This is a genomic window from Streptomyces sp. NPDC059909 (assembly GCF_042730885.1).
Taxonomy (GTDB): Bacteria; Actinomycetota; Actinomycetes; order Streptomycetales; family Streptomycetaceae; genus Streptomyces.
In genome coordinates, this window is sequence record NZ_JBHWKX010000034.1 from 58869 (window position 1) to 81782 (window position 22914).

Annotated in this window: 20 protein-coding genes; 1 reads left to right on the plus strand and 19 read right to left on the minus strand. The window is 70.9% G+C overall.

The genetic code is table 11. The features are described from left to right. Positions 1-3 precede the first annotated feature (3 nt). The 5 genes from ACFV9O_RS23100 to ACFV9O_RS23120 form a co-directional block, all read right to left on the minus strand. Complete coding sequence (locus ACFV9O_RS23100; protein WP_385420740.1) at positions 4-855, minus strand: carbohydrate ABC transporter permease; 852 nt, start codon at positions 853-855, stop codon at positions 4-6. Next, positions 852-1811 carry a carbohydrate ABC transporter permease gene (locus ACFV9O_RS23105; protein ID WP_385420776.1) on the minus strand — a complete coding sequence of 320 codons (960 nt, stop codon included), beginning with the start codon at positions 1809-1811 and terminating at the stop codon, positions 852-854. The genes ACFV9O_RS23100 and ACFV9O_RS23105 overlap by 4 nt, the downstream gene beginning before the upstream one ends. 638 nt (positions 1812-2449) lie before the next feature. After that, positions 2450-3754: an extracellular solute-binding protein gene (locus ACFV9O_RS23110; RefSeq protein ID WP_385420742.1), complete on the minus strand. Its 1305-nt coding sequence runs from the start codon at positions 3752-3754 to the stop codon at positions 2450-2452. Positions 3755-4005: 251 nt separating this feature from the next. Continuing rightward, a complete protein-coding gene (locus ACFV9O_RS23115) occupies positions 4006-4290 on the minus strand; it encodes a DUF3039 domain-containing protein (RefSeq protein WP_384236264.1) in 285 nt (94 codons plus the stop codon). 30 nt (positions 4291-4320) lie between these two features. After that, positions 4321-4881: a YqgE/AlgH family protein gene (locus ACFV9O_RS23120; protein WP_385420744.1), complete on the minus strand. Its 561-nt coding sequence runs from the start codon at positions 4879-4881 to the stop codon at positions 4321-4323. 287 nt (positions 4882-5168) lie between these two features. On the opposite strand from ACFV9O_RS23120, the gene murA reads away from it, so the two are divergent. Next, positions 5169-6509: a UDP-N-acetylglucosamine 1-carboxyvinyltransferase gene (gene murA, locus ACFV9O_RS23125; RefSeq protein WP_385420746.1), complete on the plus strand. Its 1341-nt coding sequence runs from the start codon at positions 5169-5171 to the stop codon at positions 6507-6509. 312 nt (positions 6510-6821) lie between these two features. Here the strand turns inward: murA and ACFV9O_RS23130 are convergent, their stop codons facing one another. From ACFV9O_RS23130 to ACFV9O_RS23195, 14 genes are all read right to left on the minus strand, one after another. Then, complete coding sequence (locus ACFV9O_RS23130; RefSeq protein ID WP_103834809.1) at positions 6822-7103, minus strand: HU family DNA-binding protein; 282 nt, start codon at positions 7101-7103, stop codon at positions 6822-6824. A 310-nt stretch (positions 7104-7413) separates the two neighbouring features. Then, positions 7414-8847: an NAD-dependent malic enzyme gene (locus tag ACFV9O_RS23135; RefSeq protein WP_385420748.1), complete on the minus strand. Its 1434-nt coding sequence runs from the start codon at positions 8845-8847 to the stop codon at positions 7414-7416. A 393-nt stretch (positions 8848-9240) separates the two neighbouring features. Then, the gene (locus tag ACFV9O_RS23140) at positions 9241-9597 is read right to left on the minus strand and encodes a DUF1801 domain-containing protein (protein WP_385420749.1); all 357 of its coding nucleotides are present in this window, start codon (positions 9595-9597) and stop codon (positions 9241-9243) included. A gap of 41 nt (positions 9598-9638) precedes the next feature. Further along, a complete protein-coding gene (locus ACFV9O_RS23145; protein WP_385420751.1) occupies positions 9639-11924 on the minus strand; it encodes a HelD family protein in 2286 nt (761 codons plus the stop codon). 87 nt (positions 11925-12011) lie between these two features. Next, positions 12012-12878: an anti-sigma factor family protein gene (locus ACFV9O_RS23150; protein WP_385420752.1), complete on the minus strand. Its 867-nt coding sequence runs from the start codon at positions 12876-12878 to the stop codon at positions 12012-12014. After that, positions 12875-13462 carry a sigma-70 family RNA polymerase sigma factor gene (locus ACFV9O_RS23155; protein WP_385420753.1) on the minus strand — a complete coding sequence of 196 codons (588 nt, stop codon included), beginning with the start codon at positions 13460-13462 and terminating at the stop codon, positions 12875-12877. Before ACFV9O_RS23155 ends, ACFV9O_RS23150 begins: the two co-directional genes overlap by 4 nt. 126 nt (positions 13463-13588) lie before the next feature. Then, positions 13589-14170: a CGNR zinc finger domain-containing protein gene (locus ACFV9O_RS23160; RefSeq protein ID WP_385420754.1), complete on the minus strand. Its 582-nt coding sequence runs from the start codon at positions 14168-14170 to the stop codon at positions 13589-13591. Between the two features lie 39 nt (positions 14171-14209). Continuing rightward, on the minus strand, positions 14210-14731 hold the full coding sequence (locus tag ACFV9O_RS23165) for a GNAT family N-acetyltransferase (RefSeq protein ID WP_385420756.1): 522 nt from the start codon (positions 14729-14731) through the stop codon (positions 14210-14212). A 70-nt stretch (positions 14732-14801) separates the two neighbouring features. After that, a complete protein-coding gene (locus ACFV9O_RS23170) occupies positions 14802-16001 on the minus strand; it encodes a uroporphyrinogen-III synthase (protein WP_385420758.1) in 1200 nt (399 codons plus the stop codon). Between the two features lie 75 nt (positions 16002-16076). After that, positions 16077-17441 carry a nitrate/nitrite transporter gene (locus ACFV9O_RS23175; protein ID WP_385420760.1) on the minus strand — a complete coding sequence of 455 codons (1365 nt, stop codon included), beginning with the start codon at positions 17439-17441 and terminating at the stop codon, positions 16077-16079. Between the two features lie 109 nt (positions 17442-17550). Then, the gene (locus tag ACFV9O_RS23180; RefSeq protein WP_385420762.1) at positions 17551-18786 is read right to left on the minus strand and encodes an acyltransferase; all 1236 of its coding nucleotides are present in this window, start codon (positions 18784-18786) and stop codon (positions 17551-17553) included. Further along, positions 18783-20906, minus strand: coding sequence for a bifunctional polysaccharide deacetylase/glycosyltransferase family 2 protein (locus tag ACFV9O_RS23185; RefSeq protein ID WP_385420778.1), 2124 nt, complete (start codon positions 20904-20906; stop codon positions 18783-18785). Before ACFV9O_RS23185 ends, ACFV9O_RS23180 begins: the two co-directional genes overlap by 4 nt. 66 nt (positions 20907-20972) lie before the next feature. Continuing rightward, complete coding sequence (locus tag ACFV9O_RS23190) at positions 20973-21623, minus strand: hypothetical protein (RefSeq protein ID WP_385420763.1); 651 nt, start codon at positions 21621-21623, stop codon at positions 20973-20975. Positions 21624-21840: 217 nt separating this feature from the next. Beyond that, complete coding sequence (locus tag ACFV9O_RS23195) at positions 21841-22812, minus strand: LysR family transcriptional regulator (protein ID WP_385420765.1); 972 nt, start codon at positions 22810-22812, stop codon at positions 21841-21843. Between the last annotated feature and the right edge of the window lie 102 nt (positions 22813-22914).

Consider the following 22914-nt stretch of genomic DNA (forward strand, 5'->3'; position numbering starts at 1 on the left):
GCGTCAGTCCTTCACCGCGCCGCCCAGCCCGGAGACCAGACGCCGCTGTACGAGTACGAAGAAGACGAGCACGGGAATCGTCATCACGGTCGACGCGGCCATGATCCCACCCCAGTCGTTCTCGTCCGGCTTGAAGAAGACCAGCAGTGCCATCGGCAGGGTCGACTGCGAGGTGTCGCTGATGATGAACGACTTCGCGAAGAGGAAGTCGTTCCACGTCGAGATGAACGAGAAGACGCTCGTCGCGACGAGCCCCGGGAAGACCAGCGGGAAGAGGATCTGCCAGAGGAAGCGGGTGCGGCTCGCGCCGTCGATGTACGCGGCCTCCTCCAGCGCCTCCGGGACCGCCTTGACGAAGCCTCGGAGCATCCAGATCGCGAACGGGAGGGAGAAGGCGATGTGCGGCAGGATCAGCGCGCCGAGGGTGTTGAGCTGCCCGAAGTCCCGCATCAGGAAGAAGAGCGGGATGGTCAGTGCCTCGATCGGCACCATCTGGGCGACCAGGAACATGATCAGCAGGGTGGTGCGGAACCGGAAACGGAAACGGGTCACGGCCGTCGCCGCGAGAAAGGCGATGAGCGCGGAGGCGATGACGACGGCTCCGGCCACGAAAACGCTGTTGAGGAAATAGCGGCCGAATTCCTGCTGTTCGAAGACGCGGCGGAACGAGTCGAGGGACGGGGAGAGCGTCCAGGGGCGGGCCTCGGTGGACTGGATCTCGCCGGCCGGTTTGAGGGCGGAGAGAACCATCCAGTAGAGGGGGAAGGCAACGACGGCCGCGATGAGCAGAGCGGTCGCCTCGGCGGCGAGGCGCCATGGTTTGTGGATGCGGATACGCGTGGAGAGCGCGCTCACAGTTCCTCCCCCCGGCGGCGCAGCAGCCGCAGATGGACCAGCGTGACGGCGAGCAGGATCAGCAGCATCACGACGCCGATCGCCGAGCCGAGGCTGTACTGCGAGGACGCGAAGGCCTTTTGGTAGGCGTACACGTTGAGGACGAGATTCTGGCCGGCGATTCCGCCGCCGTTCGTCATCACGTAGATCTGCGTGAAGACCTTGAAGTCCCAGATGATCGACTGGATCGTCACCACGACCAGGATGGGCCGCAGCATCGGCGCCATGACGGAGCGCCAGATCCGCCACTGCGAGGCGCCGTCCAGCGCGGCGGCTTCGAGGACCTCGCCCGGGATGGCCTTGATACCGGCGTACACCGTCACCATCACGAACGGGAACGAGCACCACACGACCTCGAAGAGGACGAGGGCGAAGGCGCTGTAGCGGCCGTACGTCCACGAGAAGTCGCCGAGCCCGAGCACCTTGTCGACCGGGCCGAAGTCGGGGTCGAAGAGGAAGACCCAGACCGTCGAACCGGTGACCGCGGGCGTCGCCCACGCCCCCAGCGCGGCCAGCATCAGCGCGAGGCGGGGCACGGCGCGGATGCGGGTGAGCAGTACGGCGAGGGCGCACCCGACGGCGAGGGTGGCGACGACGCACGCGGCGGCGAAGACGACGGTGGCGAGGAGGACCTGCCAGAACTGGCTGTCGCCGAACAGGGCGGTGTAGTTGCCGAAGCCCTGGAAGGAGGTCGGCTCGCCGCCGCTGACCTGGGCCTGGGTGTACTCCAGGAACGAGATGAGCCCGAGCTGGTAGATCGGGTAGACGAGCAGCCCGCCCAGCACGACGAGCGCGGGCGCGAGGTACATCCACGGGGTCCATCCGCCACGCCCCGGTCCCGGCCCACGCCGCGCGGTGCGCCGGTCCTGCGGACCCGGGGGCGCATCCCCGGGCGCCTTACGGACTCCGGGGGCCAGGGCCTCCGGTCCGGCGGATGCGTCCGGCGCCGCGGCTGCCACATGCGGCGAGCCCGAACCGGAACCGGCGGCGGTGGTGCTGGCATTGGCACTGCTGCCGGAGCCGTCCGCGGTCGCGTCCCCGGTCCGGGCCGCACCAGATCGGTGTGCCCCCGAGGACCGGCGCGCGCCGCCGACGACCGCGCGCCCACCTGCGCCGGGTTCCACGGCCGCCGGCCGCGAGGCCTCGGGTCCGGCGACCGCGCCCGGCAGCGGGTCGGCCCCCGTCCCAGCGGCGCTCCGCCCGCGCGGTCCGGGCAACGCCCGGCCACCCCTGCGAGGGGCCGCGGCTTCCGGTCGCGACGACCCCGGGCCCGCGGGGCCCGGTCGTGTGGACCCCGCTTCCGCGGCCTCCGACCGTGAGGACCCCGGATCCGTGGAACCCGGCCGCGCAGAGGGAACGTCCGGCGTGGCCGACGGGACCGCGGGCCCGGCACCGGCGCCGGGTTGTTCTGCGTGGCCGCTCGGGTCGGGCGGAGTCGCCGCGTCGGTGTCCGGTGCCGGCGGGGCGGAGGCGGTTCCGCCGGAGTCGCCGGAGTCGCCGGGCAGGGCGGGCTCGGGGGCTTCGGGGGTCCCCGTCGTGCGGTGCGTCATGGTGTTCAGCCCGCCGACGTGAACGCCGCGTCCATCTTCTTCGCCGCGTCGTCCGACGCCGTCGCCACGTTCTTCTTGCCGCTGACGATCTCCTGGAACATCGTCGGCAGGACGAGCGACGCGTCGATCCGGCCCCAGCCGGGCGACGCGGGGACGAACTTGGTGTCGGCGGCGAGAGTGTCGATGAAGGGCTTCACGAAGGGCTCCTTCGTCGCCGCGTCCGCCCGGACGTCCGTGTACGTCGGCAGGAAGCCCATCGCGTCGAAGAGCTTGGCCTGCGTCTCCTTGCTGGCCAGCGACTTCATGAGCTCCACTGCCAGTGTCCGGTGCGAACTGCTCTTCATTACACCGAGGTTGTTCCCGCCCGCGAAGGCGGGAGCGATCGAGCCGGCCGTGACGCCCGGCAGCGGGACGACCGCGTACTCGCCCTTCACCGTCCCCGCCTCGACCGCCGCGTGGCTGAAGTCGCCGCCGATCGCCATCGCCGCCGTGCCGGAGGCGAAGGCGGTCACCGTCGCGTTGCCGCCCATCGACGCGCACTTCGCGGCGGGGCAGTTGTCGTCGCCGAAGAGCGAGGTGTAGGACTCGATGCCCTTGCGCGCGGCCGGGCTGTTGATGGCGGACTTGTACGATGCGCCCTGCTTCTCGGCGAGTTCGCCGCCGTTCGCCCAGATGAAGGGCATCGCCCCGTACGTGTACGCGCCGCCGACGGCGATCCCGTACAGCTCGGGCTTCGCCTTGTGGATCTTCTTGGCGGTGGAGACGAGTTCCGCCTGGGTCTTGGGGGGCTGGACGCCGAGCTCCTCGAAGACGTCGGTCCGGTAGTACAGCGCGCGGACGCCGACGAAGAGCGGGGCCCCGTACACCTTGCCGTCCACCGTCACGGACTGCTTCGCGGTCGGGTCGGTGTCCTTCGCCTCGGCCCAGGTGCCGAACTCATCGCTGATGTCGGCGAGTCCGCCGTCCTCGACGTACCCGGCGGTGTCGGTGTTGCCGTACTCGATCAGGTCCGGCGCGCTCTTGGGGTCGTTGAAGGCCGCCTTGATGCGCTGGGCGCGGGTGTCGACAGGTATGTACTCGACCTCGACCTTCGCGCCCTTGTGCCGGGCGCGGAAGGACGCGATCGCCGCGTCGACGACCTGCTCCTTGGGCTTGTTGCTGACCTCCTGGAAGAGCCAGACGCGGAGCGTGCCGCTCTTCTCGTCGGTCTTCGCGCCGGCGTCGGAGGTCTGCGGGGCGCACGCGGTGGCGGTGAGACCGGCGAGGGCAAGTGCGGTGACCGGGGCGGCGATTCGGGCAGAGAGCTTCACTGAGGGTCCTCCCCCACTCTGTGCGTTGCAGCATACGCAACGTTCGTTTCGTACTGCACAACACGCAGGAGGTTAGGGCGACCCCAACACGCCGACAAGAGGTCTCAACCACTCTGTGACCGGCAGATGCACCCCGTGCAACGGCAAACGGCCCCCGGGGCGCGCCTCAGCGCGCCCCGGGGGCCGTCGCACAACGGGAAGGACCGGGAGGACCGGCAGAACCGGACCGGTCAGCGGTTACCGGTGACCGGTTACTTGTCCTTGCCGCCCTTGTCCTTGTCCCCGCCGGAGCCCATGGACTCGTAGATCTCCTTGCACATGGGACAGACCGGGTACTTCTTGGGGTCACGCCCCGGCACCCAGACCTTTCCGCACAGTGCCACCACGGGAGTGCCGTCGAGGGCGCTCGCCATGATCTTGTCCTTCTGGACGTAATGGGCGAAGCGCTCGTGGTCGCCGTCGCCGTGCGACACCTGCGGTGTCGGCTCTACGAGGGTGCCCGTACCTGCCCCGCGCTCGGGCTCGAGAGTGCTCATAAGTGCCAAGGGTACTGAAGGGCGGCGGATTCAGTTGAGCGACGGGTCGTCCGGGTACGTGGCGACCATCGCGAGCTCGTTCCGCTGGCGGCGCAGGACCGACCGCCACAGGTTCTCGGGGCTGGGCGACGACACGTCGCCGGGCTCCGACTCGACGACGTACCAGGCACCCTCGGTGAGCTCGTCCTCCAGCTGGCCGGGGCCCCAGCCCGCGTACCCGGCGAAGATCCGCAGCGAGCCGAGGGCGGACGCGAGCAGCTCGGGCGGGGCCTCCAGGTCGACGAGGCCGATCGCGCCGTACACGCGCCGCCAGCCGAGCGGGCCCTCGTCGCCGGGGATGACGGCCAGGCCGAGCGCGGAGTCGAGGGATACGGGGCCGCCCTGGAAGACCACGCCGGGCTCGCCGGCCAGGTCCGCCCAGGACTCAAGAATGTCGCCCACGCCGACCGGCGTGGGCCGGTTGAGGACCACACCGAGTGAGCCCTCCTCGTCGTGGTCGAGCAGGAGCACCACCGCGCGGTCGAAGTTCGGGTCCGCGAGGGCCGGAGTGGCGACGAGCAGCCGCCCTGTGAGGGAGGACACCTCGGTCATGCGACACATGATCCCGCATCTTCGCCCTCCGCGGGGGGCGAGCGGCGGAGTGTGAACCGACGCAGCTCAGGGCGCACCGCGGCAACGGGAGCGCGCGGCGGCCACCACAAGCGGATGGTGACGGTCCGCAGGCTCGTCCGAACAGAACGTATTGTGTCGAATTCATTACGTGAACGGGGCGTCATTGGCCTTACTAAGCAGGGGTAGGAGGGCCTTAACCTTTTCCCTGGCCCCTGACCGACCTCCCCTCGCTCCGCTGGGGGGACCCCCTCCGGAACGCGAGATTCATGACCGGCACAGACGATGTACTGCTTGTCCACGGTGGAACCCCGCTGGAGGGCGAGATCCGCGTCCGCGGCGCCAAGAACCTGGTGCCGAAGGCTATGGTCGCCGCGCTGCTCGGCAGCGAGCCGAGCCGGCTGCGCAACGTGCCCGACATCCGCGACGTGCGGGTGGTACGAGGGCTGCTGCAGTTGCACGGTGTGACGGTGCGACCCGGCGACGAGCCCGGCGAGCTGGTGCTCGACCCGACGCATGTCGAGAGCGCGAACGTCGCTGACATCGATGCCCATGCGGGATCCTCACGGATCCCGATCCTCTTCTGCGGCCCGCTGCTGCACCGGCTCGGCCACGCCTTCATCCCCGGTCTCGGCGGCTGTGACATCGGCGGCCGGCCGATCGACTTCCACTTCGACGTGCTGCGGCAGTTCGGCGCGAAGATCGAGAAGCGGGCGGACGGACAGTACCTGGAGGCTCCGCAGAGGCTTCGCGGGTGCAAGATCCGGCTGCCGTACCCGTCGGTCGGCTCGACCGAGCAGGTGCTGCTGACTGCGGTCCTGGCGGAGGGCGTCACGGAGCTGTCGAACGCGGCCGTGGAGCCGGAGATCGAGGACCTCATCTGCGTCCTGCAGAAGATGGGCGCGATCATCTCGATGGACACCGACCGGACGATCCGGATCACCGGTGTCGACCGCCTCGGCGGCTACACCCACCGGGCGCTCCCCGACCGTCTGGAGGCGGCGTCCTGGGCGTCGGCGGCGCTGGCGACCGAGGGCAACATCTACGTGCGCGGCGCGCAGCAGCGCTCGATGATGACCTTCCTGAACACGTACCGGAAGGTCGGCGGCGCCTTCGAGATCGACGACGAGGGCATCCGCTTCTGGCACCCGGGCGGCTCGCTGAACGCGATCGCCCTGGAGACGGACGTGCACCCCGGTTTCCAGACCGACTGGCAGCAGCCGCTGGTGGTGGCGCTGACGCAGGCGGCGGGGCTGTCGATCGTCCACGAGACGGTGTACGAGTCGCGGCTGGGCTTCACGTCCGCGCTGAACCAGATGGGCGCGCACATCCAGCTGTACCGGGAGTGCCTGGGCGGCTCGGACTGCCGCTTCGGGCAGCGGAACTTCCTGCACTCGGCGGTCGTGTCCGGCCCGACGAAGCTCCAGGGCGCTGACCTGGTCATCCCCGACCTGCGGGGCGGGTTCTCGTACCTGATCGCGGCGCTGGCGGCGCAGGGGACGTCGCGGGTGCACGGGATCGACCTGATCAACCGGGGCTACGAGAACTTCATGGAGAAGCTGGTGGAGCTCGGCGCGAAGGTCGAGCTTCCGCGCACGGCGGCGGTCTGAGCCGCCGATCCCCTCTTTGCCGTCAAGCGCCGGCGGGCTGGTGGGACCAGCTCGTCGGCGCTTGACGTTTCCGCGGGCGGGCCTGGGCCTGGGGGCGCCTGCGCGGGCCCACGCGGCGGACGGGCCCACCCGGCGGTACCGGCGCGCTTCGAGCCCGTACGCGGGCGACTCACGCGGTGCCTGGACCCCGTGAGGGCAGCCCCGGTCGGCCCCTGTCACGGGAAGGGCAGGGGGCTGCGGGGGCCGTATGGCCCGGGAAACAAGCAAGGGCGGCCACCCCGTCCCGGGATGGCCGCCCTTTCGCGTCCAGGCTTACTTGCCCTTGGCGGCTTCCTTGAGCTTCGAGCCCGCCGAGACCTTCACGCTGTAGCCGGCCGGGATCTGGATCGGGTCGCCGGTCTGCGGGTTACGAGCGGTGCGAGCGGCACGGTGGGTGCGCTCGAAGGTCAGGAAGCCGGGGATGGTGACCTTCTCGTCGCCCTTGGCGACGACCTCGCCGATGGTCTCGGCGAGAGCGGCCAGCACGGCGTCGGCGTCCTTGCGGGTCACCTCGGCGCGGTCGGCCAGCGCGGCCACCAGCTCACTGCGGTTCATGTTGTTACTCCCGTGTTCTTCTTGCCTGTGAGGCGTGAGATCGAAGCCGATGCTGCCAGGGCCCTTGGACAGTCCCCGGACCCGGGTCTGCCGTCAGACCCTCGCGCCCAATGAGGCATCCTGCCCCCACCAGCGGCGGGAAAGCCAATCCGGCACCCTCCGGAGTCACACGAAAAGCGCCACAGGCCTGTTCTGGTGACGTTCCGTCGACTTGATGGAGACTCCACGGAGCCATCGGGCCGGTCGCGGGCTCATATGACCGCCACCCTAGAGGGGCATTCCTGAGCCCGCGACTTGCGACGCGCCGGGGTCAGACCGACGTGTTCGCCGTCACGCCCGCGCCGGCTGCTTTCGCGGCGTCACGGACGGCGCCCGCAACCGCGCCCGCGACCTTCTCGTTGAAGACGGACGGAATGATGTAGTTCGGGTTGAGTTCCTCGTCGGTGACGACGTCCGCGAGGGCGGTGGCCGCCGCGAGCATCATCTCCGTGTTCACCGTACGGGACTGGGCGTCCAGGAGTCCGCGGAAGACGCCCGGGAACACCAGCACGTTGTTGATCTGGTTCGGGAAGTCGGAGCGGCCGGTGGCCACAACTGCCGCCGTCTGGCGGGCGATTGCCGGGTCCACCTCGGGGTCCGGGTTCGCGAGCGCGAACACGATGGCGTCGTCCGCCATGGCCGCGACGTCCTCCGCACCCAGCACGTTCGGCGCGGAGACACCGATGAAGACGTCGGCGCCCGCGACGGCCTGCTTCAGGGTGCCGGTCACCCCCTCGGGGTTGGTGTTGTCGGCGATCCAGCGCAGCGGCGACTCGGGCGCGGCGTCCACGAGGTCCTCGCGGCCGGCGTGCACGACGCCGTGGATGTCGGCGACGACGGCGTGCTTGACGCCCGCGGCGATGAGCAGCTTCAGGATGGCCGTACCGGCTGCTCCGGCGCCGGACATGACGACGCGTACGTCCCCAACTGCCTTGCCCACCACGCGAAGCGCGTTGGTCAGGGCGGCGAGCACGACGATCGCGGTGCCGTGCTGGTCGTCGTGGAAGACGGGGATGTCGAGGGCCTCGCGGAGCCGCGCCTCGATCTCGAAGCAGCGGGGAGCGGAGATGTCCTCGAGGTTGATGCCGGCGAAGCCGGGGGCGATCGCCTTGACGACCTCGACGATCGCGTCGGTGTCCTGGGTGTCCAGGCAGAGGGGCCAGGCGTCGATGCCGGCGAAGCGCTTGAAGAGGGCGGCCTTGCCCTCCATGACGGGCAGTGCGGCCTTCGGTCCGATGTTGCCGAGACCGAGCACCGCGGAGCCGTCCGTCACGACTGCGACGGAATTGCGCTTGATGGTCAGGCGGCGGGCGTCCTCGGGGTTCTCGGCGATCGCCATGCAGACCCGGGCCACACCGGGGGTGTAGACCATGGAGAGGTCGTCACGGTTGCGGATGGGGTGCTTGGACGCCATCTCGATCTTGCCGCCGAGGTGCATCAGGAACGTACGGTCGGAGACCTTGCCGAGGACGACGCCCTCGATCGAGCTGAGCTTCTCGACGATCTCGTCCGCGTGCGTCGTGGACGTGGCCGCGATCGTCACGTCGATGCGCAGCTTCTCGTGGCCCGACGCGGTGACGTCGAGGCCGGAGACCGAACCGCCGGAGGACTCGACTGCCGTGGTGAGCTGGGACACCGCGGTTCCGCTCGCGGGCACCTCCAGTCGGACCGTCATCGAGTACGAGACGCTGGGCGCCGTTGCCATGTCCGAGTTCCTCTGCTTTCCCTAGCTTCGCTGCCGCCTCGCCCGGCGGTAGCCGGACGGGGCCATCCGATGGTCGCACCTACCAGCGAGTAGCAGGTAATAGTGGTCGTTTTGTTTTCAGAAAACTTTTTCCACCATACGAGAAACCATCGGGAAACAGCAGAGGTCCGCGCCACCAGAGGTGACGCGGACCTCTTCCTGCTCGAACTGAGTGACACCGACCCGCCATGCTCGCCTCGCGGCAAGTGGTCCCTCTGAGGGACGAAGGTTGGGCCCGGGGGCTTGGATCGAGCCGGTGTCACAGCCAAGGCTAACAAAGAGTCCCGGAAGGTGATTCCCCGCCCGGTGAGTTGACCCCGAACGGCCCTCTGCCCGCCCCGGAGACCGGACGCCCTAGGTACGCCGGGCGGCGAGCGCCGCCTCCAGCAGCTGCCCCAGCTCGGGGCGCTCGAGATCTTCGGGCCCGCGCAGCTTGATGTGCCGGTGCACCTTGCCGCTGCCCTCCAGGAGCCCCGCGGGATCGGGCAGCCCGGCCCCGCCCGCGATGCCCAGCGTGACGTGCGCCTTCGCCGGGGCAACCGTGAACACCAGTCCCTTGTACCCGGTGCCGGTGCCGAACCCGATGTGGTTTCCGTCCACCGTGACGACCGCGTCCGGGGACTTCTCCAGGAGCAGCGCGCACGTCCTGCGCCCCAGCTCGGCGATGTGTGCGTCCCGGTCCGCGAGTACCCGTTCCACCTCTTCGTTCACCGGACGCCTCCGTTCACAGATCGCTCGTCCACAAGGGCTCCCTAGGGCCTGAGCAGGTCCGGGACGCCGTCGGCGTCCGGGTCGTCCGCCTTCGCCGACACCACCGTGAGCTGCTGCGTCGCCCTGGTCAGCGCCACGTACAGCACCCGCAGCCCGGCGGAGCTCTCGTCGGCGATCTCGGCCGGCGACACGACGGCCGTCGCGTCGTACTCCAGACCCTTCGCCTCCAGCGAACCCAGCGCCACCACCCGGTCACCGAGGTCCGCCAGCCAGCGGGCCGCCTCGGCCCGCCGGTTCATGGCCACCACCACGCCCACCGTGCCGTCGACCTGGTCCAGCAGACGCCGGGCCTCCTCCCGCACCGTCCGCTCCAGATCGTCCCGTACGACGGTGAAGCGCGGCGTCACGCCCGTGGAGCGCACCGCGCGCGGGGACTGCATCCCCGGCATCGCCAGCGCAAGGATCCGGGCGGCGAGCTCGGCGATCTCGGAGGGGTTGCGATAGTTCACGGTCAGCTCGAAGCGGCGGCGCGGGCGGGTGCCCAGCGCCTCGTCGCGCGCCTCGGCAGCCTCGTCCGGGTCCGGCCAGGAGGACTGGGCCGGGTCGCCCACGACCGTCCAGGTGGCGTGGCGGCCGCGGCGGCCGACCATGCGCCACTGCATGGGCGTGAGGTCCTGCGCCTCGTCGACGATGACGTGGGCGTACTCGACGCGCTCCGCCGCCAGCCGCTCGGCCCGCTCGCGCTGGGTCTCCTCGCGCTGCGGCATCAGCTCCTCGAGACCGGTGAGCAGGTCCAGCGGGTCGAGCTCGCGCTTCTTCTTCGGTCGGGCCGGGGTGCCGAGCAGCGCCTGCAGCTCGTCGAGGATCGCCACGTCGTGCACCGAGAGGCCGTCGCGCCTCAGGCTGCGCGCGAGCCGGCGCACCTCGCCCGGGTTGAGGATCCGCCGCGCCCAGCGGCCGAGCCGCCGCTCGTCGGCCATCGCGTCGAGGACGCCCCGCGGCGTGAGCTCGGGCCACCAGGCGTCCAGGAACGCGACGAACGGGTCCTCGGAGCTGACGTCCTCGTCGAAGGACGCGCGCAGCTCGGCCGCGAGCTCCGGGTCCGTGTGCCGGGTCGCGGAGCCGGACTTCGTGTACAGCGCGTCCAGCAGCAGCCTGCGGGCGCGCGGCCGCAGCAGGTTCACGGGCGTGGTGCCGCCCAGCACGTTGTGACGGATCCGCTGGAGCTCATCGCCCTCGAGCTCCAGGCGCCGCCCGAAGGCCACGACCCGCAGCCGGTCGGGTGCGTCGCCCAGCTCCAGCGCGCCGCGCGCCGCCTTGCGCAGCACCTTCAGCATCCGCGAGGAGCCCTTGATGCGGGCGACCGCCGGGTCGTCGTACGTCGTCGCCTCCGCGCCGTCCACCAGAGAGCCGACGGCGCGGATCGCGACCTGGCCCTCCTCGCCGAGCGACGGCAGCACGCCCTCGGTGTACGCGACGAGGAGCGGGGTCGGCGAGACGACCAGGATGCCGCCCGCGTACCGCCGCCGGTCCTGGTAGAGCAGATACGCGGCGCGGTGCAGGGCCACCGCCGTCTTCCCGGTGCCCGGGCCGCCCTCGACGTACGTCACCGAGGCGGCGGGGGCGCGGATCACCAGGTCCTGCTCGGCCTGGATGGAGGCGACGATGTCCCGCATGGTGTGGCCGCGGGCCTGGCCGAGGGCCGCCATCAGCGCGCCGTCGCCGATCACGGGCAGCTCGGCGCCGCCGAGGCGCGCGGTCAGCTCGGGGCGCATCAGGTCGTCCTCGACGCCGAGGACCTTGCGGCCCTTGGAGCGGATGACCCGGCGGCGCACCACGCGACCGGGATCGACGGGTGTCGAGCGGTAGAAGGGTGCGGCGGCCGGGGCGCGCCAGTCGATGACCAGCGGCGCGTAGTCGGAGTCGAGGACGCCGATGCGGCCGATGTGGAGGGTCTCGGCGATCTCGGCCGTGTTGTCCTCGCCCACGGCGTCGTCGGCCGGCTCGACCGAGGTGTACGCGCCGTCCGGGCCCTTCTTGCCGTCCTTGCCGTGCAGCAGGTCGATCCGGCCGAAGAGGAAGTCCTCGTACTCGTTGTTGAGCCGGTTGAGGTGGATCCCCGCCCGGAACACCTGGGCGTCGCGCTCGGCGAGCGCGCCGGGCGTGCCGACGTGGCCGCGCTTGGCGGCGTCGTGCATCAGGAACTCCGCCTCGTGGATCTTCTCCTCGAGGCGGCGGTACACCTGGTCCAGATGTTCCTGCTCGACACCGATCTCGCGGTCACGGACCGTGTCGACCGTGGTACCAGCGGCTTCCTGCGCGGCCACCGAGGCCCCCTTCTGACGTGCACTGGGCAGCCGTCAACCGTACGCGAAGGGGGCCGCTATGTCAGGCGGCGGTGGCCGGGAGTCCGCTCAGGCGTCGACCTCCACCAGGCGCTTGCCGTCGAACGTACGGACCTCGAAGTGATCGATGTCGTTGCGCTCCATGGCCGCGCCGCCGTGGACGTACAGCGGATTCTTGGCCGACTCATGGGTGCTGTCCGGGATGCCGTAGCCCCACGCCGGTACCGACCAGGAGGTCACGACCTCCTCCTCGCCGGTCTTGGAGACCGCGATCAGACTGCACTTGAGCGGGCCCGTGACGTTCTTGAGCTCCAGGACCGTGTGGGTGCCCCAGCCCTTCTTCTCCATGCCGACGGTCGCGCTGACCTTGGTGATCGCGTCCGTCGCCTGGACCTTCTCCTCCATGTGGTTGAAGAAGGCGTCCTCGGCGGGGCTGGTCGGGTGCGGGTCCGCCGCGACGTTGCCCGCCTTGGCGTCGTCCTGGGTGACGACGACCGCGACGGCAGGACCGCCGATGATCAGCGCCACCGATGCCGCGATCATGTACATGCTGCGGCGGCGCTTGCGGGCGCGCCTGACGGCGACCTCGTCGACCAGCCGGTCCAGCATCTGGGGAGCGGGCGCGGTCGGGATCGGCGCCACCGGCCTGGGAGGGGGTTCCATGATCCTGCTGTCGAACGGCAGAGCGCTCGCGTCCGGCGGCGCGGACTGCCGTCCGCCCGGGGCCTCGGCGAGCATCGCCAGCATGGGCTCCATGCCCGCGAACTCCTCGAGGTGGGCGGCGCAGATGTCGCAGCCCGCGAGATGGGCCTCGAAAGCAGTGGCTTCCGCGTCGTCCAGGATGCCGAGGACGTACGCCCCGGCGGTTTCATGGACCGAGCCCTGCTCCGACTGTCCTGACTGCCCGTACGGTCCGTACGGATCCTGCCTGTTCATGCCGTGACCCCCCTCTCCTCCAGAGCGAGCTTCATGGAACGCAATGCGTAGAAAACTCGGGACCGCACGGTCCCGCTGGGTATGCCGAGCGTCTCGGCCGCCTCGTTGACCGTACGCCCCTTGAAGTACGTCTCGACGAGTACTTCCCTGTGCGCCGGGGTCAAATCGTCGAGCGCATCCGAGAGCGTCATCAGCCACAACGCCTTGTCGATCTCGTCCTCCGCGGGCATGACCTCCAGCGGCGACGGATCGACCTCCTGCGGCCGGGCCTGCCGGCTGCGGTGACCGTCGATGACGATACGGCGAGCGACCGTCACCAGCCAGGGTCGGACAGAGCCGGTGGCCCGGTTGAGCTGACCGGCGTTCTTCCAGGCACGGATGAGCGTCTCCTGCACCACGTCCTCGGCCCGCTGGCGGTCGCCGGCGACGAGACGCAGTACATAGGCGAGGAGGGGTCCGGCATGTTCCTGATACAGAGCCCGCATCAGCTCCTCGTCGGGGACGGGGGCGCCGGTGCGGGGTGCCTCACTTCGATGTCGGGCCCGACCTGGACGGTCATCGGCCACGGCGGCATCCTTGCGCACCTGGAACCTCCCGGTCGAGCCCTTGTCCGACTGCTTGTCCCCCTTCTCTACGCAGGCGTCCGGGATTCTTCTCAACGAGGGCCGGATTTTTTTCGCGGACCGGCGGTGCTGGGCGTGCGCAGCCGGTCAGGCGCGTGCCACGGAGGCCGTCCTGCGGCGGTGGCGGGCCACCCTCTCCCGGTTGCCGCACACCTCGCTGGAGCACCAGCGGCGGCGGCCCCCGCGGGACGTGTCGACGTACACGCGACGGCAGTTGTCGCCCTCGCAGCGGCGCAGCCGGGCGCGCGCGACGGGGTCGGTGAGCAGCTCCAGGGCGTCGCGCGCGACGGCGGCGAGCAGCGCGGCGCACTCGGGACGGGCGAGCGGGGCGCGTACGAGGGCGCCGTCGTCGCCGCGCACGGCTCTGACGGCGGGCGGGGCGGCGTCCGCGGCGAACGCGTTGAGTCTGGCGAGCGTCGCGTCGTCGGACCCGCCGTCGATCTGAGCGTGGACCAGACGCGCGACACAGTCCCCGAGTTCGTCGAACGGCGGGACCCAGTGCTCCGTCACGGCCGCCGTCGGCGTTCCCGGCGGCAACAGCCCGGCGGCCAGCAGCCAGCGGGCGAGCCGCTCGGGGCCGTCCGGCCCCGCCGCCACGAGATCCATCGCCGCGAGATCCAGGCAGACGCGCCCGGAATCGAACCGCCACTCGTACGAGCCGATGCCCATGCCTTCAGGGTGCCCGTGGTGGCACGCCACCGGAACCCCCTATACCGGAGGCGGATCGTTGTGCAGGATGCGCTGGAAGAGCCGGTGGTCGCGCCACTCCCCGTCGATGTGGAGATATCGGGGGGCCATGCCGATCTCCTCGAACCCGGCCTTCGCGAGCACGCGTTGGGACGCGGCGTTGGTGAGCACGGTCCCGGCCTCGATGCGGTGCAGCCCGAGCTCCTCGCGGGCGGCACGGCACACCTCCTCGACGAGCCGTGTCGCCAGCCCCCGCCCCGCGTACTCGGCATCGACCCAGTATCCGAGGGACGCGCTCCGGAACGGCCCCAGCGCGATCCCCGACAGGGTGGCCTGGCCGACGACCCGTTCGCCGTCGACGAGCTGCCACCGGCGCGCAGCGGGTTCGGCGAGCCGGGCGGCCTGGGCCTGTGCCGTGTAGTACGACTCCGGGCGCCACGGCTCCCAGGGCTTCATGTACGCCCTGTTGCGCATGAGTGCCTCGGCGACCGCGGGCGCGACGGCGGGGATGTCGGCCGGTGTGACGGCACGGATCTCGATCACGCCCGTACGGTACCCGCGGGTGCGGGCGCGCGCCTGCGACGGCCGGCGGTGCCCGTGCCCCGGAACCGCGCTACGCGTCCGCGCCCTTGGTGCCCCCGGGCTTCGTGCCGGGGGTCGTGTCCCCGTACTTCTCGTCCGCCGCCGGATCCAGCGCCAGCCGGTAGCCGCGCTTCACCACCGTCTGGATGAGGTTCGGGACGCCGAGTGCCGTGCGGAGGCGGGCCATGGCCGTCTCGACGGCGTGCTCGTCGCGGCCCGCGCCCGGGAGCGCGCGGAGCAGGTCGGCGCGCGAGACCACCCAGCCGGGGCGCCGGGCCAGCGTGTTGAGGAGGGACATCCCGGCGGGCGGGACGGGGCGGAGGTCGTCGTCGACCAGGACCGCGTGGCCGCGGATCTCGACCCGGCGGCCGGCGAGCGGCAGGGTCCGGGCCCGTGAGGGGAGTTCGAGGCAGAGCAGCTGGACCAGCGGGCCGAGCCGGAAGCGCTCCGGCTGGGCCGTGTCGAGGCCGCGCGCCTGGAGCGGCAGCGCGGTGACCGGCCCGACGCAGGCCGGAAGGACGTCGTGCGCGAGGGCGTCGAGCAGCCCTGAGAGCAGACCGCGCTCCTCGGCACGGGAGAACAGCGACGCCGCCGCCGGAGCGCTGGTGAAGGTCAGCGCGTCCAGCGACCGCGTGACGGTGGCGTCCAGCAGCCGGTCCAGCGGAGCCACGTCCTCCGGCGGCATCCACCGGTACACCGGTACGACGACGACGTCCGCGCCCCCGGCCCGCAGCGCCTCCACGAAGCCCGGCAGCGGTTCCCCGTGCAGCTGCAGGGCGATCCGCCGCCCGTCGACCCCCTCCGCGAGGAGCCGGTCGAGCACCTCGGCCATCGACTCGGAGGTCGGCGACCACTCCTCGGTCAGGCCGGCCGCCCGGATGGCACCCTTCACCTTCGGCCCGCGGGCGAGGAGTTCGACCCCGCGCAGGCAGGCCAGGAGCTCCTCGCCACAGCCCCAGCCGTCCGCGGCCTCCACCCAGCCGCGGAAGCCGATCGCGGTGGTGGCGACAACGACGTCCGGGGCCTGGGCGATGAGTTCCTTGGTCGCGGCGAGGAGTTCGCCGTCGTCCGCGAGCGGAACGATCCGCAGCGCGGGGGCGTGCTGCACGGCGGCGCCGCGGCGCTGAAGCAGCGCACCCAGTTCATCGGCGCGGCGGGCCGCCGTGACCCCGACCGTGAAGCCCGCGAGGGGCCCCACGGCGGGAGTGGCGTCGCGCTGTTCGTCGTACATGCCGACCGAGCCTGGCAAGAGAGCGTGTCGGGCTCGGTTCGGCTGCGTTTCCCCGTCGTTACGAGGCACTCGTTCTCACACCTCGGCGTAGCTGAGCTGCGGCTTCGCCTCGGCTGTGGCCTCCGGCACGGGCGCGGGGGCCGGCCGGCGAAGGTATACCGCCCAGGTGACCAGGAAGCACACCCCGTAGCAGGCGAGGAAGGCGACGAACGCTCCCGTCCCCGTCCCGGCCGTCAGGAACGACTGCCGGAAGGCGAGGTTGATGCCGAGCCCGCCGAGCGCGCCCACCGCACCGATCAGCCCCATCGAGGCCCCGGACAGCCTGCGCCCGTACGCCTCGGCCGCCTCGCCCCTCATGCCCTTGGCCAGCGCCTTGGCCTGGAAGATGCCGGGGATCATCTTGTACGTGGAGCCGTTGCCGAGCCCGCTGAGGACGAACAGGGCGATGAAGCCGACCAGGAAGACCGGCAGCGACTCGGCCACGGAGGCGTAGACGACGACCCCGGTGGCTGCCGCCATCGCCGCGAACGTCCACAGCGTGATCCTCGCCCCGCCGAAGCGGTCCGCCAGCGACCCGCCGACCGGCCTGATGAGCGAGCCGAGCAGCGGCCCGATGAAGGTCAGCGACGCGGCCTGCAGCGGGGTGCGGCCGAACTGGGTCTGCAGCACGAGCCCGAAGGCGAAGCTGTAGCCGATGAAGGACCCGAATGTCCCGATGTAGAGGAACGACATGATCCAGGTGTGGGGGTCGCGCACGGCTTCCTTCGCCGCCCCGGTGTCGTTCTTCACGGGCGCGAGGTTGTCCATGAACAGCGCGGCGCACAGCGCGGCGATCACGATCAGCGGGATGTAGACCCCGAGCACGATCCTCGGGTGCGCGGCGCCCGCCGTACCGATGACCAGCAGCCCGACGAGCTGCACCACCGGCACACCGATGTTGCCGCCGCCCGCGTTGAGCCCGAGCGCCCAGCCCTTCTTCCGCAGCGGGAAGAAGGAGTTGATGTTGGTCATGGACGAGGCGAAGTTCCCGCCGCCGACGCCGGTGAGCGCGGCGACGGCCAGGAACGTCCCGTACGACGTCCCGGGCTCCATCACCAGGTACGCGGCCCCGGTGGGCAGCAGCAGCATCAGCGCGCTGAGGATGGTCCAGTTCCGACCGCCGAAGCGCGCCACCGCGAAGGTGTACGGCACCCGGATGACGGCCCCGACCAGGGTCGCGGTCGCGATCAGGAAGAACTTCCCGGCCGGGTCGACCCCGTACTCCGGCCCCATGAACAGGACCATCACCGACCACAGGGTCCAGATGGAGAACCCGATGTGCTCGGAGAGCACGGAGAAGACCAGGTTCCGCCGGGCGATCCGCTCCCCCTTCTCCTTCCAGAAGGTCTCGTCCTCAGGGTCCCACTGCTCGATCCACCTGCCGCCGCTGCTGCCGGCCATGGCGCGCCTCCACACATCCGTGTCGGGTAGTGGAGTCGACGCTAGGGACGGCGGATTTCAGCCCCGTGGCGCGAGGTGACCGGCGTGGAACCTTGCTCTCACCCGGGGCTCAGGCCTGGTGTGAGCGCCTCTTCCTGCGGAGTGCGCCGTTGGGCCAGAGGCGCGGCTTGCGCTTGGCGGCGACGTCCTCCAGCCAGCCCACGGCGACGATCATCAGCCCGATCAGCGGCCAGACGACGATCAGCATCAGGACGGTGTAGGCGCTCTCCAGATATCCCGAGTACGTCGGCCAGACGCCGGGGATCTCCCAGAGGAGGTCGATGATCGGGATCGTCGCCATGATCAGCAGGTTGTGCCAGAGGTAGATCGTCACGGCACGGTTGTTGGAGAGGGTGACCAGGGTGTCGAGGTGGGCGAGCTTCCCCGGGAGCTGCTGCCAGGACGGGGAGTACGTCAGCAGGATCACGCAGAAGCCGAACGACCAGGTCGCCTGGGCGAGCGGGATGTCGTTGAGGTCCCAGCCGTCGGCGCCCAGATGCCCCGATGCCCACCACAGGCCGAAGGCCATGATCAGCGCGGACACGGACACCGTCACATAGCGCGGGACCTTCTGGAACAGGCCCTCCTGGTGGGCGAAGCCGAGCACCCAGCACGAGCCGTAGGTGGCGAAGTCGGTGATCGCGTTGCCCGTCTCGCCGGGGATCTTGACCATTCCGGAGCCGACGACGGCGGTGAGCGCGAGCGGGGCGAGCAGCGTCGCCCAGGGCACCCTGCGGAACGCCCACAGCAGCAGCGGGGAGGCGATCACGAACCACAGATAGGCGCGGATGTACCAGAGCGGGCCCGCGGCCTGGACCGCCCAGGTGTCCTCCAGGAGCCCCGCCTTGTCACCGCTGTGCCAGGGGTACGGCGGCGCGCCGACCGGGACGATGTACCAGGCCAGCTTGACGAACCACCAGATGCCCTCCTCCTTCACCGGCTTCCAGCCGAAGTAGAAGATCACGGGCAGGACGAACGCGGAGAACGCCCACATCGGCGGCAGCAGTCGCCGGACACGGCCGCGGATGACGCCCCACGCGGGCCGCGCCAGCGAGCGCGCCATCAGCGAGCCGGCGAGCGCGAACATCACGCCCATGGAGGGGAAGAGGACCGTCAGCCAGGCCCAGCCGAAGATGTGGTAGACGACAACGCGGACCAGGGCGATGGAGCGCAGCAGGTCGAGATAGCGGTCCCGGCCGGGCCGCTTCGGAGCGGCGGCCGCGGGGGCCGCCGGCGCGGCCGCGTCGGCCCGGTGCCGGGCCCTGGACTGGGGCGCTCCGCCCATGTCGATCGAGCGGGTGGTCATGCGACGGGCCTCCGGTCGGCACTCGGCTGCCGCTGGCTCGGTATCGAGCCCGGCGCCTCCACCACTCCCGTCCGCCGGAGCTTCTGCCAGCGAAGCCGGCCGCCGGTGAGTGCGGTGATCCAGGACTGAAGCAGCACCACGTACATGAGCTGCCGGTAGAGGATCTGCTGGAGGGGCAGCGAGATCAGGTGCACCATGCGTTCCTGGTCGAGCCGGAACGCGTACGCGGCGCAGACGGCCTGGACGGCGAGGACGCCGAGCCAGGCGACGACGGTCTTCTGGGTGGGGCCGAAGACCAGTCCGTAGAGCAGGAAGACGTCGATGAGCGGGGCGAGGAGCGGGAAGAGCACCATGAAGAGCGAGACGAGAGGCAGTCCGACCCGGCCGAAGCGGCCGGACGGGCCGCGCTCGACGAGGGCGCGGCGGTGCTTCCAGATCGCCTGCATCGTGCCGTACGACCAGCGGTAGCGCTGCGACCACAGCTGCTGGACGGACTCGGGGGCCTCGGTCCAGGCGCGGGCCCGCTCCGCGTAGACGACGCGCCAGCCGTCGCGGTGCATCGCCATGGTGATGTCGGTGTCCTCGGCGAGGGTGTCCTCGCTCATGCCGCCGACCCGGTCGAGGGCCTCCCGGCGGAAGGCGCCGACCGCGCCCGGGATGGTGGGCATGCAGCGGAGCATGTCGTACATCCGGCGGTCCAGGTTGAAGCCCATCACGTACTCAATGTGCTGCCAGGCGCCGATGAGGGAGTCGCGGTTGCCGACCTTGGCGTTGCCCGCGACGGCGCCGACGCTCGGGTCGCCGAAGGGCTGCACCAGCTCGCGGACGGTGGACGGTTCGAAGACCGTGTCGCCGTCCATCATCACGATGATGTCGTAACGGGCTTTGCGGATACCGTTGTTGAGGGCCTCGGGCTTGCCGGAATTGGCCTGGCGGATGACCCGTACGTTGGGAAGCCACATGTCGTCGACGATGTCGGCGGTGCCGTCCGAGGAGCCGTCGTCGATGACGATGACCTCGATGGGATGGTCGCTGGCCATCAGCGAGCGCACCGTGTTCTCGATGCACTCCTTCTCGTTGTACGCGGGGACGAGCACCGTCACCGGTTCGGTGACGGCAGGGCCCCAGCGGAAGCGGCGGCGGCGCACCTTGCGGGCGTGTCCGAAGGACAGCAGCAGCATCAGCCCGAAGCGGGCGAGGACGAGCGCGCCGATGACGGCGAGGCCGACGGTCAGGACGCCGGTCGTCCGCTCCGAGACGGCGACGGCCGCGACCCAGGCCTTGCCCTTCCACAGCTCCGGTCCGGTGACCCGGGTGTGGGCGCTGGGGGCGCCGAGGGCCTCGGTGAGGTTGGCGAACCGGTAGCCCCGCTTCTGCATGTCGGGCAGGAAGCGGTCCAGTGCGGCCACGGTCTGCGAGCGGTCGCCGCCGGAGTCGTGCATCAGGACGATGGAGCCCTTGGTGCCCTCCGGGGTCGCGCGCTTGATGATCGCGTCGACGCCGGGGCGCTTCCAGTCCTCGCTGTCCGTGTCGTTGAACGCGGTGATGTAGCCGCGGCTGCCTATGTACTGCGTCACCGGCCAGGACTTGTTGTCCAGGGCGTCGGAGAACGAGGAGTACGGCGGCCGGAAAAGGGACGTCCGGATGCCGGCGGCGCCGGCGATCGCCAGCTGGTTCTGCGACAGCTCCCAGTCGATACGGTCCTGCGTCTGGAAGGCCAGGTCGGGGTGGTTGAAGGTGTGCAGGCCGATCTCGTGGCCCTCCGCGACCATCCGCTCCACCAGATCGGGGTGGCGGGAGGCCATGGTGCCGGTCACGAAGAAGACGGCGTGCGCGTCGAACTGTTTCAGCTTGTCGAGGACCTTCGGCGTCCAGACCGGGTCCGGGCCGTCGTCGAAGGTCAGCACGAGGTTCTTGTCGGGGACGCGCAGCGCCTTGGGCGCCGTGGTGCTGCGTGCGTCGATGACCGGGCCGCCGTTGAGGATGTTCTCGGGGACCTGGTCGCTCGCGTCCGGGGGCCGTACGCGGTGGTCGGCGAGGATCTCGCTGTGGACGTAGCCGCGCAGCATCAGCATCGCAAGCAGCGCGACGAGGAAGAGCGAGGGCAGCAGATAGCGCATGGGCAGCCTGCGGCGCACGGCCGGTCTGCTGTTCTGCCGGCCGGCCCGCCCCTGGGGGGTTGTCATTTACTGTGCGCCTTCCAGAGCCTGCTGGCCGCCCTCGACCACCGGTGGTTCGGTGGGTTCTTCCGTCGGTGCTGTCGCGGTGTCCGTGGGGGCGGGGGTCGTCGGCGGGGGTTCCTGCCCGCCCGTGCCGCCGTCCGGAGGTGCCGTCGCCGTGGGCCCCGGGTCCGGCAGGCCGCCGCCGGTACCGCCGGTGCCACCGCCCGGCGCGTCGGTGGGCGCGGTGGTCGTGCCGTGGTCGGCCGAGGCAGTGGGATCCCCGCTGCCGCGCGGGCCGTTGGTGGTGCCGGGCTGCCGGGGGACGCCCGTGCCGTCGGAGCCGCTGGGAGCCGGGGCGCCGGGGGTGCCTCCGGGGGCGGCCGGATCCGCGGGCGAGTCCGAGGGGCCGGGCTGCTGCTCGACCTCGCTGACCGGCTTCTCGTCCGCGGGGCCGGGTATCAGCAGCCAGGGCGCGTTCGAGTTGCCGCCGATGAGGGCGACGACGAGCGTGATGGCGTAACAGGCGCAGGCGATGACCAGAACCCATCCGAGGCGGCGGAACTTCTTGCTGCGCCGACCGCTCTCGTCGACGAACACCGGCCCGTCGGAGCCCTCCTGCGGCTGCGGCCTGCCCGGCAGCTCGGAGAGCTGACGTCCCAGGCCGTCGAGCTGCACGGTGACGTCATTGGGCTCATGGGTGTGCCCGACGCGGGCGTCTTCTCGCCAATTTTCCACTGCTGTACGCACATCCCCCACTCAACGGAAGCCGGGTGCGCACGACGAGACCGGATACTGCCGTTGGACACGGGCCCCCACCCCGCCCAAGCGCCCCCTACCACATTGCACCCGGACGATGAATGTAGCGCACGCCGGTGACCGTTGGGTCGCTGTGTCAGGTGTTGTCCGGCATAAGAGACCGGTCCGTGTCCGGAAGCCAGGAACCGGGGGGCATTTTCAGCCACCCCTCCGCCGCGGCGAGTTCGGCCGCGGCCGCCCGCATCGCGTCCAGCCCGGGATGCTTCAGCCCGCGCCGCCACACCAGCGACACGGGCGACAGCGGTACGGGGTCGACCAGGGGGCGTACGACCATGCCCGGTATCGCCAGGAACTCCGTGCTCGCCAGCACCGACCAGCGCTGTTTGCGCACCACCCGGACGAACTCCTCCTGACCGTTGATCTCCGGGAAGGGGGCGGCCATGACGATCCCCCGGCCCTCGAAGAGCCGGGCGCCCAGGTCCGTCCACTCCGCGGTGGCCGGGTTTCCGGCACCCGCGTAGAGGGTCTCCCCCGCCAGGGCGTCCAGCGGCACTTCCGGCAGCGGTGCGAGCGGATGGTCGTCGCGCAGCAGCACGGCCATCCGCTCGTAGCGCACCGGCTGGTGCGCCAGATCGGCGCGCAATGCCGGGGCGAGGCCGGCGATCCTGCCGTAGGAGATGTCGAGCCGCCCGGCGAGGAGCTCGGTGGCCGCCCCCGTGAGGCCGCTGAAGTAGCGGGCGACGAATTCCAGCCGGGGGGCCGCCCGACGGGTCTCCGTCAGGACCCGGTATCCCGTGCCGACCGGGGCGCTGATGTCGACGAGCAGCGGCCGGTCCTGGTCCGCGAAGGCGGCCGCCAGCTCGTCGTGTGCGTCCAGGACCCGCCGGGCGTACGGCAGCAGCCGCTCGCCCTCCGTCGTGAGCGTCACCTGCCGGGTGGTCCGTACGAACAGCTCGGCGCCCAACTCGCGCTCCAGCCGCCGGATGTCCCGGCTGAGCGCCTGCTGGGCGACGAACAGCCGGGCGGCGGCGCGGGTGAAGTGCAGCTCGGCGGCGACGGCGACGAAGGCGCGCAGCAGCCGGGGCTCGATGTCCTGGGCCTGGGGCATGCCGGCGAATTTACAACACAGGTGCGTCAATGGGTTCCGAACAGGTGTTGGACCCGTACGGGCCCTCGCACCGAACCTTGATCCATGCCGCACACACCCTCG

What these genes read in the sequence shown, in the direction of transcription:
- ACFV9O_RS23115 (WP_384236264.1), bottom strand. Translation starts at nt 4,290, where the DNA reads ATGAGCACTCTCGAGCCCGAGCGCGGGGCAGGTACGGGCACCCTCGTA.
- ACFV9O_RS23120 (WP_385420744.1), bottom strand. Translation starts at nt 4,881, where the DNA reads ATGACCGAGGTGTCCTCCCTCACAGGGCGGCTGCTCGTCGCCACTCCG.
- murA (WP_385420746.1), top strand. Translation starts at nt 5,169, where the DNA reads ATGACCGGCACAGACGATGTACTGCTTGTCCACGGTGGAACCCCGCTG.
- ACFV9O_RS23130 (WP_103834809.1), bottom strand. Translation starts at nt 7,103, where the DNA reads ATGAACCGCAGTGAGCTGGTGGCCGCGCTGGCCGACCGCGCCGAGGTG.
- ACFV9O_RS23135 (WP_385420748.1), bottom strand. Translation starts at nt 8,847, where the DNA reads ATGGCAACGGCGCCCAGCGTCTCGTACTCGATGACGGTCCGACTGGAG.
- ACFV9O_RS23150 (WP_385420752.1), bottom strand. Translation starts at nt 12,878, where the DNA reads ATGAACAGGCAGGATCCGTACGGACCGTACGGGCAGTCAGGACAGTCG.
- ACFV9O_RS23160 (WP_385420754.1), bottom strand. Translation starts at nt 14,170, where the DNA reads ATGGGCATCGGCTCGTACGAGTGGCGGTTCGATTCCGGGCGCGTCTGC.
- ACFV9O_RS23170 (WP_385420758.1), bottom strand. Translation starts at nt 16,001, where the DNA reads ATGTACGACGAACAGCGCGACGCCACTCCCGCCGTGGGGCCCCTCGCG.
- ACFV9O_RS23175 (WP_385420760.1), bottom strand. Translation starts at nt 17,441, where the DNA reads ATGGCCGGCAGCAGCGGCGGCAGGTGGATCGAGCAGTGGGACCCTGAG.
- ACFV9O_RS23180 (WP_385420762.1), bottom strand. Translation starts at nt 18,786, where the DNA reads ATGACCACCCGCTCGATCGACATGGGCGGAGCGCCCCAGTCCAGGGCC.
- ACFV9O_RS23185 (WP_385420778.1), bottom strand. Translation starts at nt 20,906, where the DNA reads ATGCGCTATCTGCTGCCCTCGCTCTTCCTCGTCGCGCTGCTTGCGATG.
- ACFV9O_RS23195 (WP_385420765.1), bottom strand. Translation starts at nt 22,812, where the DNA reads ATGCCCCAGGCCCAGGACATCGAGCCCCGGCTGCTGCGCGCCTTCGTC.